The organism is Streptomyces hokutonensis (genome assembly GCF_042751305.1).
Lineage (GTDB): Bacteria > Actinomycetota > Actinomycetes > Streptomycetales > Streptomycetaceae > Streptomyces > Streptomyces hokutonensis_A.
Map to the genome: position 1 here is coordinate 61,409 of NZ_JBHYWD010000020.1, position 13,094 is coordinate 74,502.

The 13,094-nt window shown below is 70.2% G+C and carries 12 protein-coding genes; 7 read left to right on the forward strand and 5 right to left on the reverse strand.

Annotation, left to right across the window (positions count from 1 at the left end; genetic code table 11):
* Window positions 1-583 precede the first annotated feature (583 nt).
* On the forward strand, window positions 584-2,092 hold the full coding sequence (locus tag ACFXC1_RS38100; protein ID WP_381251660.1) for a cryptochrome/photolyase family protein: 1,509 nt from the start codon (window positions 584-586) through the stop codon (window positions 2,090-2,092).
* A 23-nt stretch (window positions 2,093-2,115) separates the two neighbouring features.
* On the opposite strand, the gene ACFXC1_RS38105 is transcribed toward ACFXC1_RS38100, so the two are convergent.
* Complete coding sequence (locus tag ACFXC1_RS38105; protein ID WP_381251662.1) at window positions 2,116-3,360, reverse strand: NAD(P)/FAD-dependent oxidoreductase; 1,245 nt, start codon at window positions 3,358-3,360, stop codon at window positions 2,116-2,118.
* Window positions 3,361-3,850: 490 nt separating this feature from the next.
* Between ACFXC1_RS38105 and ACFXC1_RS51240 the strand changes: the two genes are divergently transcribed.
* Both ACFXC1_RS51240 and ACFXC1_RS38110 read left to right on the forward strand, forming a co-directional pair.
* Complete coding sequence (locus ACFXC1_RS51240) at window positions 3,851-4,483, forward strand: class III lanthionine synthetase LanKC N-terminal domain-containing protein (protein WP_463294412.1); 633 nt, start codon at window positions 3,851-3,853, stop codon at window positions 4,481-4,483.
* Window positions 4,368-4,949 (forward strand): DUF4383 domain-containing protein, encoded by a 582-nt coding sequence (locus ACFXC1_RS38110; RefSeq protein WP_381251664.1) that lies wholly within the window; start codon window positions 4,368-4,370, stop codon window positions 4,947-4,949. Before ACFXC1_RS51240 ends, ACFXC1_RS38110 begins: the two co-directional genes overlap by 116 nt.
* 131 nt (window positions 4,950-5,080) lie before the next feature.
* On the opposite strand, the gene ACFXC1_RS38115 is transcribed toward ACFXC1_RS38110, so the two are convergent.
* Both ACFXC1_RS38115 and ACFXC1_RS38120 read right to left on the reverse strand, forming a co-directional pair.
* Window positions 5,081-6,136, reverse strand: a complete 1,056-nt coding sequence (locus tag ACFXC1_RS38115; RefSeq protein ID WP_381251666.1) for a MerR family transcriptional regulator — start codon at window positions 6,134-6,136, stop codon at window positions 5,081-5,083.
* A complete protein-coding gene (locus tag ACFXC1_RS38120; protein ID WP_381251668.1) occupies window positions 6,133-6,600 on the reverse strand; it encodes an SRPBCC family protein in 468 nt (155 codons plus the stop codon). Before ACFXC1_RS38120 ends, ACFXC1_RS38115 begins: the two co-directional genes overlap by 4 nt.
* A 340-nt stretch (window positions 6,601-6,940) precedes the next feature.
* Between ACFXC1_RS38120 and ACFXC1_RS38125 the strand changes: the two genes are divergently transcribed.
* Together ACFXC1_RS38125 and ACFXC1_RS38130 are read left to right on the forward strand one after the other, a co-directional pair.
* Window positions 6,941-7,627: an SDR family NAD(P)-dependent oxidoreductase gene (locus ACFXC1_RS38125; protein ID WP_381251670.1), complete on the forward strand. Its 687-nt coding sequence runs from the start codon at window positions 6,941-6,943 to the stop codon at window positions 7,625-7,627.
* A gap of 25 nt (window positions 7,628-7,652) precedes the next feature.
* Window positions 7,653-8,327, forward strand: coding sequence for a DUF2071 domain-containing protein (locus ACFXC1_RS38130; RefSeq protein ID WP_463294413.1), 675 nt, complete (start codon window positions 7,653-7,655; stop codon window positions 8,325-8,327).
* A gap of 169 nt (window positions 8,328-8,496) precedes the next feature.
* On the opposite strand, the gene ACFXC1_RS38135 is transcribed toward ACFXC1_RS38130, so the two are convergent.
* Together ACFXC1_RS38135 and ACFXC1_RS38140 are read right to left on the reverse strand one after the other, a co-directional pair.
* The gene (locus ACFXC1_RS38135; protein WP_381251672.1) at window positions 8,497-9,825 is read right to left on the reverse strand and encodes a glycosyltransferase; all 1,329 of its coding nucleotides are present in this window, start codon (window positions 9,823-9,825) and stop codon (window positions 8,497-8,499) included.
* A 38-nt stretch (window positions 9,826-9,863) separates the two neighbouring features.
* A complete protein-coding gene (locus ACFXC1_RS38140; protein ID WP_381251674.1) occupies window positions 9,864-10,004 on the reverse strand; it encodes a hypothetical protein in 141 nt (46 codons plus the stop codon).
* A gap of 268 nt (window positions 10,005-10,272) precedes the next feature.
* On the opposite strand from ACFXC1_RS38140, the gene ACFXC1_RS38145 reads away from it, so the two are divergent.
* Window positions 10,273-12,078, forward strand: coding sequence for a glycosyltransferase family 4 protein (locus ACFXC1_RS38145; RefSeq protein WP_381251676.1), 1,806 nt, complete (start codon window positions 10,273-10,275; stop codon window positions 12,076-12,078).
* A gap of 404 nt (window positions 12,079-12,482) precedes the next feature.
* The gene (locus ACFXC1_RS38150) at window positions 12,483-13,070 is read left to right on the forward strand and encodes an RNA polymerase sigma factor (protein ID WP_381251678.1); all 588 of its coding nucleotides are present in this window, start codon (window positions 12,483-12,485) and stop codon (window positions 13,068-13,070) included.
* Window positions 13,071-13,094 lie beyond the last annotated feature (24 nt).

Genomic DNA, 13,094 nt, shown 5'->3' on the forward strand with positions numbered 1-13,094 from the left:
TTCCTCTGACGAACCGTCGGATCGCACGCCAAGATGACGTACAACTGGTGCCTGTCCGGTAGCTGACTGGTGCACAGCGGCCCCTCCACCGGGTCGAACCTTCACCGGTGATTCCCAGTCGGTCACGAGGACGCGCGCGTCTACCCGGCGGCGGCTGCCACCTCTCGTAGGTTGTCTCGCGTGCACCTCGGCATCGCATTTCCGGTCGAGCCAGTGCGTCGAGTGGGGCGTGATGTCGCACCGGCGCTCTCCTGTCCGGCCGGGGTGGAGACCGTTGCGTCCGGGAGCTCCTTGCGGGGCACCGCGGGTTCCGCGTCCAGGGGCGGATCGGACGTCTTTCCGTCGCTCCGTGCCCACCGCACGGCGGCCTCCCGCCGGGTAAGGGCGGGTGCCGGTCTCGTCGATGCCCTCCTGGTCCGGGGCCGTCGTCGGCTCAATCCGCCGTGGCGTTGCGTGCGTTGCTCCGGCGGCGGAAAACCCGGCTGTCGTCTCCGCGGCCGGCCACTGTCTCCAGCCGGCCAGGCGGAGCGCCGGCAGTCGTACCCGGCCTTCCCGGGCCGTCTCCTCACCTCACGCAGTGACCATGAACGACTGGCACTGGCTGTTCGGCGACCAGCTGGGCCCGCACTTCCTCGCGCCGGAAGAGGGCGGTCCTGCGAGGGACAGCAAGGTGGTGATGATCGAGGCCCGCTCGGTGTTCCGGCGCCGCCGCTTCCACCGGGCCAAGGCTCACCTGGTGCTCTCCGCGATGCGCCACCGGGCCGCCGAACTCGGCGACCGCGTCCGTTACGTCCGCGCCGACACCTACCGTGAGGGGTTGCACGAGGCGGTGGGCGACAATCCGGTGACCGTTCATCACCCCACCTCACGTGCCGCTCTGGGACTGGTGCGTTCCCTGGAACAGGTACGGGTGCTTCCCGCACGGGGCTTTCTCGTACCTCAGGACGCCTTCCGCGTCTGGGCCGACGAGCACGGCGGAGGCGGGCGGCTGCGGCAGGAGGACTTCTACCGCTGGGCGCGCCGGGCGCTGGGCCTGCTGATGGACGGCGGCGGTCCGGCCGGCGGCCGATGGAACCACGATCACGCCAACCGGGAACGCCCCCCGCGTGGTGCACGCACCCTCGGTGCCCCCGAGCCCTACCGACCCCGCGAGGACGACATCGACGCCGAGGTGCGCGCCGACCTTGCCCGCTGGGAGCGGGAGGACGGCATCCGTTTCGTCGGCCGCGACGGACCGCGCCTGTTTCCCGCCACCCGACGGGAGGCCCTTGCGGCACTGCGCCGCTTCGTCGACCACCGGCTCGCCGGGTTCGGCCCGCACGAGGACGCCGTGCTCGCCGCCGACCCGGTGATGAGCCACAGCCTGCTCTCCGCGTCGCTCAACCTCGGCCTGCTCGACCCGTGGGAGACGGTCGCCGCCGCGGAGGAGGCCTGGCGTGCCGGCCGGGCTCCCGTCAACAGCGTCGAGGGATTCGTCCGGCAGGTCGCCGGGTGGCGCGAGTACGTGTGGCAGCTGTACTGGTACTTCGGCGAGGACTACCGGCACGAGAACACACTGGGGCATCACACCGCGCTGCCCGAGTGGTTCCTCGAACTCGACGCCGACGCGGTCACGGCCCGCTGTCTCGCCACGGTTCTCGCCCAGGTACGGGACACGGGATGGACCCACCACATCCCGCGCCTGATGATCCTCGGCAGCCACGCTCTCCAGCGGGGCTGGGAGCCGCGCCAGGTCACCGACTGGTTCCACCGCTGCTTCGTCGACGGCTACGACTGGGTGATGCTTCCCAACGTCACCGGCATGTCCCAGTACGCCGACGGCGGTCGCATGACGACCAAGCCGTACACGTCGGGCGGCGCCTACATCCACCGTATGAGCGACCTCTGCGACGGCTGCGCCTACCGTCCAGGCGACCGCGCGGGGGCACAGGCCTGTCCATTCACCACCGGCTACTGGTCCTTCGCCCACCGCCATCGCGACCTGCTCGCCGCCAACCAGCGCACCGCCCGGGCCGTGCAAGGCCTGGACCGCCTCGGCAACCTGGACGAGGTGCTCGCCGCCGACCGGCGCTGGGACAAGCAGACGCCGTGAACCCGGCGCACGGGCCGGCCGGTTCAGCTCAGGTCGGCGGCCACCTCCCGGGCGGCGCGCGCCCCCGAAGCGAGCGCACCCTGCACCGAACCGGTGGCCCGGTGGTCACCGCAGACGTACCGCCCGGCGGCCACCCGCGTACGGCGGCTGAGGGGGAGACCCGGTTCCATGGACGGCAGCGCTCCGGCAACCGTCCGGACGGTGAGCAGGTCCCAGCCCGCCGTCTCGGTCCCGTAGCACTCGGCGAGCGCGGTCCGCGTCGCCCGTTCCCGTCCCTCGCCGTCGTCGCCGAGTACGGAGGTGGCGATCAGCGCGTACCCGCGCGGGGCGTAGCCGGCGTGGACCTCACTCAGTACGACGCTGTTGGTGAAGCGTCGTCGCGTGTCCGTAAGGAGGGTCGGTTCGCGCAGCGGCGAGCGGGACGCGAGGTGGTAGTACGTGGTGACCGTGCAGTGCGGTGGCACGGTCAACCCGGGGTCGAGCCGGGCCGCCTCGGCTGCGTCCGTGGCGACGACCACCGCTCGCGCGGGCACCGATCGCCCGTCAGAGTCCAGCACGCCCTCGTCGGTCAGCGCCGTCACCGGCGATTCCAGAGCGACCGTGCCCGGGGGCAGCGCGGACGCCAGCGACTCGGGTACGGCGCCCACACCCGCCGCGGGGAGACAGATCGTGCCGCGCGCCATGCTCCGCCACACCAGGTGGAAGAACCGGCTGGAGGTCGCCAGGTCCTCCTCCAGGAACACGCCCGACAGGAACGGACGGAAGAACCGTTCCACGAACCCCTCGCTGAAGCCTGCCGTCGCCAGCGCCCGCCGCGTGGACGTGTCGTGTGGCCGCCGAACCAGAGCTGCTGGGGCCAGTGCGTCGAAGCCGGTCAGCGCGGCCAGGGCCGCCAGATCGCGGGGCCCGGCCAGCCCGCCGGCCGCGCCGCGCAGTGCCTGCCGCGGTGCGCGCGTCGGGTCGGCGAACCGCAGTCGCCGGCCGTCGTCGTGCGCCAGCAGCCCGGGTGTGAACGGCCGCAGCCGCAGTTCTCGCAGCGGCAGTCGGGCACGCACCTGCGGATAGGCGGTGTTGAACACCTGGAACCCCCGGTCCACCACGCAGCCCTCCACCCGGTCGCTGCGCATCCGGCCGCCGACACGGTCCCCAGCCTCCAGCAGCCGTACCCGTAGCCCTCGCGCACACAGATCGCGCGCACAGGCCAGACCGGCCAGGCCGCCCCCCACCACGACCACGTCCCACCGCTGAGATGCCCGTTCACCGGTCACTTCAGGCTCCCGTCCGGTGCGCCTGGCAGGGCAGGGCACCGTGATCACGTCCACGTACGTCCATACGTCTCTACTTCCGCCCCGCGTCGTGCGGCGGATGCACCCGCCTTCGAGGGCCTGAGGCCGGCAGCCGGTTCACACGACTACCGTCGATTCGCTTGTCGCGGGCGAGGGGCGGGGGCTGCCGTCTCGGCCCTCTAGTGGCGCGGCCCCCCGCCTCGGCTGAGAGCAGGGGTCGCACACCCCCGAGCTGGTCGACCGGGTCACCTCGGCCGCCGCCGACCTGGGCGCTCTGCTGGCGTGGCTGGTCCGCCGAGTGAAGGGCATGACCTGCCATCACGAGGGCGCCATGTCGCACAGCCTCCTGATTCCGAACCTGATGCGGCCCATGACACCCGCACCGTCTGGCCGTGAGCCCCCGTCGGCGGAATTCCCCCGCCCGCTGCATCCCGTCGCGCGAAGCCACTCGTGCGTTCCACACACCGGAGTGATGACCGTGGTGACTGTGCGGGGCGGTGGCCCGCGTGACAGCGCCGTTCCCGTCAGCAACCGGTGGAAGGGAGACAGCGTGAACAAGGGCTACGCGGCGTACTGCGACTGGTATGCAGCGGCCTCCTTACCCGCACCCGAAGGAAGGCAGCGCAACGAGAGCGGGGACTGGCTCGCTCTGCGCCCGATCGATGGAGACCTTCCCGCCGAGGGGTGGAAGATTCACGTCTCCGCCTGTCTCGACACCGTGGAGTCGGTGCTCGGCCGCGTGTGGCGGCACTGCGTCGACGGCGGCACGGCCTTCACGCTCGTACCCAGTCGCTGTCTGCTGCACCAGCGCAACGCCACAAACGCGAACCGGGTCGGGCAGCTGCTGTGCGACTGGTGCGCTGTTCGGTGGAAATTCCGAAGGAATGCAACCGTATGGCCGTTTTGGCACGAATACGCCTTTGAGTGGTCGGCTCGGAGGCTGCTCCACGGAAAACCGCGAAGCATTCGTGCACCGGAAAGGATTGGCCATGAAACTGAGCGACGAACTGCCTGTGGACCATCAACTGGCCACGGTCTACCGATACGGTGCCGCACTGTGCGGACTCACCCTGCTTGTCTTCGGCGTCCTCGGATTCGCCGATGAGCTGAGCCCGTTCAACACCCACGGACGCCACATTGCCGGCATGTCGACCAACGGACTGCTGAGTGTGATCTCCGTCGTCGTGGGGCTGGCGCTCATCGCCGGTGGCGTTGTCGGCGGAAACCTTGCCTCGACACTCAACATGGTGGTCGGAACGCTCTTTCTCCTGAGCGGGTTCGTCCACATCTTCATCCTGGACCGGTCGGCCAACATCCTGGACTTCGGGATGACCAACGTCTTGTTCAGCTTCGTCATGGGGCTGATCATTCTGACCTTCGGCATGTACGGGCGTGTATCGAGCAAGCTGCCGCACGACAACCCGTACTGGCGCCGTCGCCACCCTCGCGAGGCCGCCCGCGAATCCCTCGCGCTCCGCCGCCGGGGCCAGGAGGAGGTGCCGGCGCTGCCCGCTGGCGGCGCGATTGAGGGGCGGGTGCTTCCCGCGACGAATGCGCAGCGCGAGGGTTGATGACGTGAGGGACCCGGCTGGTTCGTCGTCGCCGCCCTTCCGCGCCGCGTTGGGCGGGGACGACGAACCGGTGGATTCGGATCGTGGCGTCGGCACCGCGCAGCCCGGCAGCAGACCCGGGCGACGGCGATTCAGGGGATGGGCGACGTCGCGAGTCGTTCGCCGGCGAGCATGAGGAGGGCTTCGTGCAGACCCTGGGGGCGCAGCAGCCCGGAGTGCTGCGCCCGCCGCCAGCCGGGGCCCGTGAGCAGTACCCGGCTCTGTGCGCGCGCACCGCGGACGCCCCATCGGGTGGCGGCGACATGGTGGGCGAGCGGGACGCTCGCCGTCGACGTGGACTGCGACCAAAGGACCACGGCACTCGGACCGACCCGCTGCACCGCGGCCACCAGGGCTTCGGCTGGGACATCGCCACCGAGCATCAGCGTGGCGACATCCCGCTCCGCGAGAACGGCGGTGAGTGCTTCCAGCGGCAGCGTGTGCTGCTCGCCGGGCAGGCAGGCCAGAATCACGGGCGCCGAGCGCGACGATTTCTGCGCGGCAACGGCACTCACGTAGAGGTGACGGAGGGTCGCGGAGATGTGCCAGGACAGCAGGTGCTCCACCTCCACGTAGCGCTCGCCCGCCGACTGCCACTTGCGCCCTACGGCCTGCAGGGCCGGAGCCAGGATCTCCTCCCACGTCACGACCAGTCCGTGGCTACGCACCGCCGCGGTGAGCTGTTCCTGCACGGCGGCGCCGTCCAGCCGCACGGCCGCGCGGGCGAGGCCCTTGCACTCCTGGCGCACGTTCCCCAACGGCAGGCCGCTGCCGGACCGCGAGGCGTACGGGGACGTAGAGCCGGACTTCGACGGAGTGATGACACCACCCGGGGTCCCGACAGAGGGGGCGAGTCCGTTCCTCACGTCGTGTCCTTCACTGCGGTTCTTGGCCACCTTCGCTGCCTCGCCCGGCGGGATGCCGGCGGCCGTCAGACGGCACATCTCAAGGACCATGGCGACATCGGCGGACGTCCACCTGCGGTGGCGTCCCTCCGCCCTGGTAGCGGGGCCGAGGCCATAGCGGCGGTCCCAGGACCGAAGCGTGGTGGGCGACACGCCCACCTGTCTGGCGAGGGAACCGGTGCTCACTCCGGCCTCCGGCGGCAGTACCGCATCCGGCTCGGTCACGTTCAGGTCGTCGGTCACTGGGGGTGACCTCCGCCCGAGGGCGGAACGCGCAGAGCACGGTCAACCGTTTGGGGCAGCCGCTCAGACACCTCGTCCCCGAGCCGGTCGAACTCCCGCTTGAGCAGCGGAGTGGCCAGCCGGGCCAGTCCGTTGAATTCGACGCGCGCCCGGTAGGTCAGCCGTGTCCGGCCGTCGTGCTCCTCGAAACGCATGTCATCGGTCGAGGTGGCGGTCTTGTTGCGTCCCACGAAGGTCAGGTGATCTGCGTCGAAGCGGGTCAGTCGGTAAAGCAGTTCGGTACGACGGCCCCGGAACTCCGAGACGTTGTACCACTCGGATCCCACCGACAGAACTCCCGTGTCGACCCGGTTGCAGGTGATGGTGCCCGGATCCCACAACTCGGCGTTCGAGAAGTCCGCGAGGAAGCCCGCCACCTCGCGCAACGGATGGTCCAGTGCCATGACACGCTCGACTTCAATCACAACTGCCTCCGCTTTCGACATCCCATCGCAGGAACACACCATGGTCGCGGCATCTTCCGTTCTGCGCTGCTGCAGTCGACGGATGCATCAGTGCGCGATCGTTCAGAATTTGCCCCCTTGAGCCGGACCGGTCGTCGGACCTTGCCGATGGGGCGGAGCCGGACCTGGTCTCGCCGGGCACCCGTGGGAGGCGGGTTCCTGTCCTCCCGCCTCCACCGGTTGGTGCGAGGCGCCGCACTGATCTGACTCGCATGTGCCCCGCAGGCTGCATCCGACGGATGGCCAACCGCCGAAGCAGTCGCGTAGCAGCAGGTCGGCAGTGGATTTGGGGAGGTTAGGTATGGACCTACGGGGAGCGGGGGGCCTCGTCTTCGGCGCCACCGCAGAGGTTGGTCGAACGCTGGCCGTCCGGCTGCACACGCGGGGCGCCCGTACTGCACTTGCCGGCCACGACAGCGACGTTCCGGCCGATGTCTCGGTGGCCTGCGCTGACGCTCCCGCCCGCATCTTCGACGCCTGGGGCCTCGAGGCTTGTGCGAAAACCGTCGGCTGCGCGCTGGCGGAGCGGGGCGGACTGGACGGTGTCGTCGTGCGCACAGGTGTCGCGGCCTTCGGAGCGGCCGGGGAGGTCGACGACGCCGTGGCCGAGCACGTGACGGCCCTCAACGCACTCGCCCCCATGCCGCTTCTGCATACCGCTTGGGACCAGGTCTCCGAAGGCGGCATCCTCGCCGTCGTCACCGGGGTCGTGGCCGAGACGGTACCCGCGCGCCCTGGTGACTGCGCTGCCGTTCAAGCGACGTGGGCCAGCTGGCTTACGGCGCTCCGCCCCTCGCAGAGTCGCAGGCGCGTCGCGGTGCCGGAGATCAGCCTGGTCTACGTGAACACCGGTCTCGCCCCACGCGCCGTCGTGGTGAAGCACCGCCGCTGCCCTGGAGACTTCCCGCCGAGGAGGCCGCGGGGCGATGTCTTGGTGGCGAGAGTGATTCGGCCGGGCGCCGGTGCGGCGCTCGAAGTGGTGCGGTAGGGCAGGCATGGCAGGCATGGCAGGCATGGATCGAAGACGACCCGGCCCCGGCGCTTCGGCCCACCGGCCCTGGCCCGTGGAAGCGCTGACACGGCTGGCTCCCCGTCCGGTGCGACGCGTGCTTTTCCGGCAGAGCTGGCGGGACCTGGTGTTCCTGCACTGGGCTGCCGATCCGTTCGAGGTGGCCCGGCTGCTGCCGGCGGGCACCGTGCCCGACGTTCACCAAGGGCGGACGTATGTAGGCCTGGTCTCCTTCCGCATGGACAACCTCGAGTTCGGCCGGACGGCGGCGCTGCCCTATCTGGGGAGCTTCCGTGAGGTCAACGTTCGCCTGTACAGCCGTGATGCCGCGGGTCGGCGCGGTGTAGTGTCCCGGTCTCTCGACTGCGACCGTCTATTGCCGGTGCTGACGGCGCAAGGGGCTTTCGGCCTTCCCTGTCGGTGGTTCCGCATCAGCAGCAAGTGGTGCGACAGCCGGTTGCTCTACAGCACGAAGCGGCGTGGTGGCGGCCGCCCGGGGGGCACGGGTGTGGATCGAGGTGGGGGACAGGCCCGTGGCGGCCGGGCCGCTGGAGGAGTTCCTCACCCAGCGGTGGGGGTTGCCCGAGCAGTTCCTCGGCCGAACCTACTACCTTCCCCAACGCGCACCCCTCCTGGTGCTTCCGCGAGTGCGCCCTCCTGGGGTGTGAGGACAGTCTGATCCCGGCTGCGGGCCTGTCGAAACCGCAGGGGGAGCCCGTCAGCGTTCTGTACGCTTCTGGCGTCCCGGTGCGCTTCGGACGACCCGTGCCCCTGGTCGGCTCCGGCTCAGCTCTCTCCTGACCCGCCACCCAGCCTGTGGCGGTGGGACGACGCCGGGAGCAGCTCCGCTACGTCTGCCGGCCCATGGCTGCCAGCAGTTGACCGGCTGCCCATCGGGGACCGCGCCGTCGAACCGATGCGGCCAGCCTGGAGACGTGTGGTTCGAGTGTGGTCCACGCTGTTTCCAGAGCGGCGGAAACAGAGGCCGGCGACAGGGTGTTCGGGTCGAGCACCACACCGGCGCCCGAACGCTCCGCGTCCCGCGCCACGGAGAACTGGTCGCTGGAGAAAGGCAGCACCACCGCGGGTACGCCCGCCCGCAGGCACTCGGTGAAGGAGTTGCTGCCGCCGTGGTGCACCATGGCGTCCACATGGTCGAGCAGCGCACGCTGTGGTACCGAACGTGCCAAGACGACCTTGTCACCCGAAAGATCGGCCAGTGCCGCGGTCCGTTCGCCCGCCGCGACTACGACAGACATGTCCGGCACTCCTTCCAACAGTCCGGTGACGATGGTGCGCAGGACATCGTCACGTGCAGACAGGAACGTGCCGAGCGCGACGAGGACGAGCCGCCCACCGTTGGTGCGCAGGTCACGAAGATGTGCGGCCCATTGAGCGTCGAGGGGGTCCGGGTCGGCGGCCATGTGCCCGGCGAACAGGCGGATCGGCCCTGGCGGAGGTGTCGGCAGCCATGGGAAGGGCGGGTACGCGTAGACGACCGCGTGCGGAGAGCTGAGGGCGAAGGCCCTGCCCGGGGCCGGCCGGGAGGGTGCGTGGCGCCGGGCGAAAGTTGCGAAGAGTGCGGTGAAGGCCTCGTCGTTCCGCCGCGCCGCGGTACGCAGCTCCCGCAGATGTCGGGAGCCTGGGCGCAGTGCGCTGGGCCAGGCGTACGGGACACCGAAGTAGGCATCGGGGCCGGTGAGCACGTAGCTGGGATGCCCGGGGCAGAAACTTGCGTAAGGCAGACCCAGGCAGTGCAGTGCCAGGGTGACCGGGTAGCTGAGCTGGTCCACCACGTACCAGTCGGGACGCAGCTCCCGGTCGATCGAGCGCAGCGCGTCGAGCACGTCGTCCGGGTCCGCGAGCATGTCCGCGCGGCGGTGACGGGCCTGAGTCAGGAGCGTGGATACGGCGCCCTTCCTGGTGGAGTCGAGGAACTCCCTCAGGCGGGCCGCCTCCTCAGCGTCCTGTTCGGTCGCCTCGGCCACCCCGGTGTTGGCGTTGCGCGTCACGGACAGCGGCACGAAGCCCACCCCAGCCTGCCTGGCCAAGTGCTCGAACGGCGGCGCACAGGCGAAATGCACGTCCACCCCGTACAGGCCCAGGGCGCCGGCCAGGACCGACAAGGGCCGGGCGTGGGACATGAACGGGGGACTGACGACAACGACACGCGGCATGGGCACCCTTCGGCCAGACGTCTTCCGTCCTCGACCGGTCACGGCGAGGCGAGCGCATCGTAGGCGACGTCCGGCCAGGTCGCCCGTGTGGCGATGATCACCGTGGAGAGGCGCATCCAGAGGGCCGACACTTCCGGAACCACATGGGTCAGAGCCGTCCCCGAGACAGGAGAGCCCATGGCCGGCACCGGCTTCGCACCCGCTTCAGTGCCCCAGGGCCCTCGACGTCCGGTACACGCCGGCCACGGAGACCACGACGCCCTGGTGGCCGCCCGTACCGCGTTCTTCGACGGCTCCGGAAGGACGGGACACGCGTCCTCTCCCGGAGGGCGCTGCTCCCCACCCGCCCCGGACGAGCTGGCAGGGTTGTTGGACGCCGAATACGGAAGGGGACCACGGGCCCTGTTGCCCGGGAACTCTCCCGGGGCCACCCGCCAAGACGCGGCTGTGGCGGCGCTTCGTCGTGCGGCCCGTCTTGGCACACCTCTGAGCCCGGAGGCACTGCTTGCACACCGCGACGGCAGCCCGAGGCTCATCGCGGCCCTCACCGAACTGTGGCCGGATACGGTTCGCCGGCATGGCTCCCTGTACGCGGAAGAGGTACTGCGCACGCTCCTCACCGACTCGGTGGACGGACCGGCGGTGGGCTGCCTGCTTGACCTGGCGGTGGCCTCCGGGCTGCATCCCCTTACGCCGGCCGATGGCGCCGTTCTCGCGCGAAACAGCGTCCATCGAGCGGTGCGCCACTCCGCCTGGCGGTATCTGCACCAGATGCCGGGGGGCTCGGCCCACCTGCCCGACCCGGGCCGAGCCGCAGACGCCTACGAGCGGCTTCTGCTGGCGCCGCCGGTGCCCGTGCTCGGTCCGGACAAGGACGGGCCGTCTGGGCAGGTGGTTGCGCAGACCATGCTGCTGGGGCGACTGGACTCTCCGGGGCAGGGGATGAGCGGAGGACTGGCGGTGCTGCTCGGAGACCTTGGCGACCGGCTCGCCGAGACCGACGGGATCGCCGGCGTGATTACGGTGGTGGCGGCCGGGCACGACGACTTGACGGTGGTCTCCGGGCTCGTCCACCAACGCCGTCCGGGCCACTGGATCCTGCGGCTTCCCGTGGACGCGCCCACGCCTCCGGCCCAGCCGGAGATGCACCGCCACCGCTCCGCGCTCACCTGGTGGGCGACCCGCCTGCTCGGTGGGATGCCGCGGCCTCTGGACGTCCTGCATGTCAGGTACGCCGACGACGGCAGCCTGGCACTCGCCGAGGCCGCCGAGCGCCTGGGGGCCGCGCTGATCTTCACGGCCACGCCCGATCCGCACCGTGATTTCGCCGCGCATCACACCATGCACGCCCCGGCCGACCGGACGGCGGGGGAGGCACTCCGGCACGATCTGCACCGGGTATTCGTGGCCGATCGACTGGTGGCCCGTGCCGACGCGGTCGTCGGCATTCCCGGACGGGGAGGTACGAGCGAACTCGTCCGTCATTTCCCCTGCCTGGCCCGGCTCAATGCGGGAGCCGGACCGAGTGCCCCGCCCGAAGGCATCGCCCCGTACAGGCCCGCGCCCGACGAGGAGGAACGCCGGCACCAGGCGCTGGCCATGCTCTATCGGGACGGAGCACGCCCCGACTCCCTGGACCCCCTGGACCGCGGACTGCCCCTCCTGCTGTCTGTGGGCCGACTCCACCCGGTCAAGCAGCAGGATCGCCTGGTCCGGGCCTGGGTTGCGACAGGGGGATACCGCACCACCACCCTGGTTCTGGTCGGCGGTAGCCCCGGCGCGGGCACGGCCGCCGAGGAGGAGGTCCGCCACCGCATCGACCTGCTGCTGGCCGAAAGCCCTCAGGCGAGTGGACGCCTGGCGCTGCTGCCCGCTGTGCCCAACACCGAGGTACGCCGCCTCCAGCGTGCTCTTGCCCAACGGAAGCCGGATGCGTGCTCCTGGTACGTGTGCCCCAGCGTTAAGGAGGAGTTCGGGCTCGCCGTACTGGAGGCGATGGACGCGGGCCTTCCCGTCGCAGGGCCCCGGCGAGGCGGCGTTGCCCATTACCTCCGTGATCAGGTCAACGGAATCCTGATCGACACTTCCGACCAGGCAGGACTGATGCGAGGCCTGCGGCGAGTCGCGGCCACATCCGTCGACGACAGGCGCCGTTACGCAGCTGCGGGCAGGAAGCTGGTCGCCGAACGATTCTCCGTCACGCGTATGGCGGACGAACTGGCCGACGAATACATCGCTTTGCGCAGCCACTGAGGGGCGCGTCGCAGACACCTGGGCGGAATCACCACACGTGGTGTACGGCGACGAGCCCCCGCCCAGAGCCATCCCACCTGCGCGTTCCACGCGTGGCGCGATCGCGCGAGCCGTGACCCCATGCAGCGGCCGGGCAGGCTGCCACCGCACACGGATAGCGGGAGCCCGAGCGTGTGGACTCCTGGGCAGGCGTTTCCCTTCGACTCCGCACCCGTACTCCGTGCTGCCCGGCACGCCGATCATCATTCCTGCCCGCGGCACCCAAGAGTTCCGTCGGCCGCGTAGCTACTTCAGTCATTTCGATGCAAAGACGATGCGAGTTGTTCATCTTGCATCGAATCCGCACCGTAGAGGAGACGTAGCCGCTCTCGGCGGCGACCATCAGGTCCAGCGAGGAGCAGGCCATGACTACCGCAGTGCAAGTCAACGCGGCGATCGACGAAGGTGCCCTGGTGGAGGGGTTCCTGAACGGCGACGAGGCCAGCCTCGAAGCTCTGCACCGTCGATGGGGTCCTGTCGTGTACTCCCATGCCAGACGCTCGACGGGAGACGCGAGGGAGGCCGAGGACATCACACAACTGGTGTTCTTCGCCGCCTGGCGGGGGCGAGCCGGATTCGCGCCCGAGCGCGGCACTCTTCCTGGCTGGCTCCTGGGTATCACCCGCCGAAAAGTCGCCGACGCCCTCGCCGCCCGCACACGGCGAACCGAACTGGTCGACGCCGCGGCCGCTCAGCTGCTGCTGACGGCGACCGACGAGGCCGTACGACCGGAGGCCGTGCTCGACCGCGTTCTGCTGGCCGACGAGTTGTCCCGGCTTCCCAAGCATCAACGTGAGGTGCTGAACCTGGCCTTCTACGACGATCTCACCCAAACTCAGATCGCCGAACTCACTGGTTGGCCCCTGGGGACCGTCAAGAGTCACGCGCGCCGTGGGATGCACCGACTGGCGTCCCGCCTCCGGCCGGATGCCGGCCGTGAACGCGCTGCATGACATCACTTGGCTTCAAGGCCGTGC

Coding starts and splice junctions, on each gene's coding strand:
- ACFXC1_RS38150 (WP_381251678.1), top strand. CDS start 12,483: ATGACTACCGCAGTGCAAGTCAACGCGGCGATCGACGAAGGTGCCCTG.
- ACFXC1_RS51240 (WP_463294412.1), top strand. CDS start 3,851: ATGACCGTGGTGACTGTGCGGGGCGGTGGCCCGCGTGACAGCGCCGTT.
- ACFXC1_RS38130 (WP_463294413.1), top strand. CDS start 7,653: ATGGATCGAAGACGACCCGGCCCCGGCGCTTCGGCCCACCGGCCCTGG.
- ACFXC1_RS38110 (WP_381251664.1), top strand. CDS start 4,368: ATGAAACTGAGCGACGAACTGCCTGTGGACCATCAACTGGCCACGGTC.
- ACFXC1_RS38125 (WP_381251670.1), top strand. CDS start 6,941: ATGGACCTACGGGGAGCGGGGGGCCTCGTCTTCGGCGCCACCGCAGAG.
- ACFXC1_RS38100 (WP_381251660.1), top strand. CDS start 584: ATGAACGACTGGCACTGGCTGTTCGGCGACCAGCTGGGCCCGCACTTC.
- ACFXC1_RS38135 (WP_381251672.1), bottom strand. CDS start 9,825: ATGCCGCGTGTCGTTGTCGTCAGTCCCCCGTTCATGTCCCACGCCCGG.
- ACFXC1_RS38140 (WP_381251674.1), bottom strand. CDS start 10,004: ATGGGCTCTCCTGTCTCGGGGACGGCTCTGACCCATGTGGTTCCGGAA.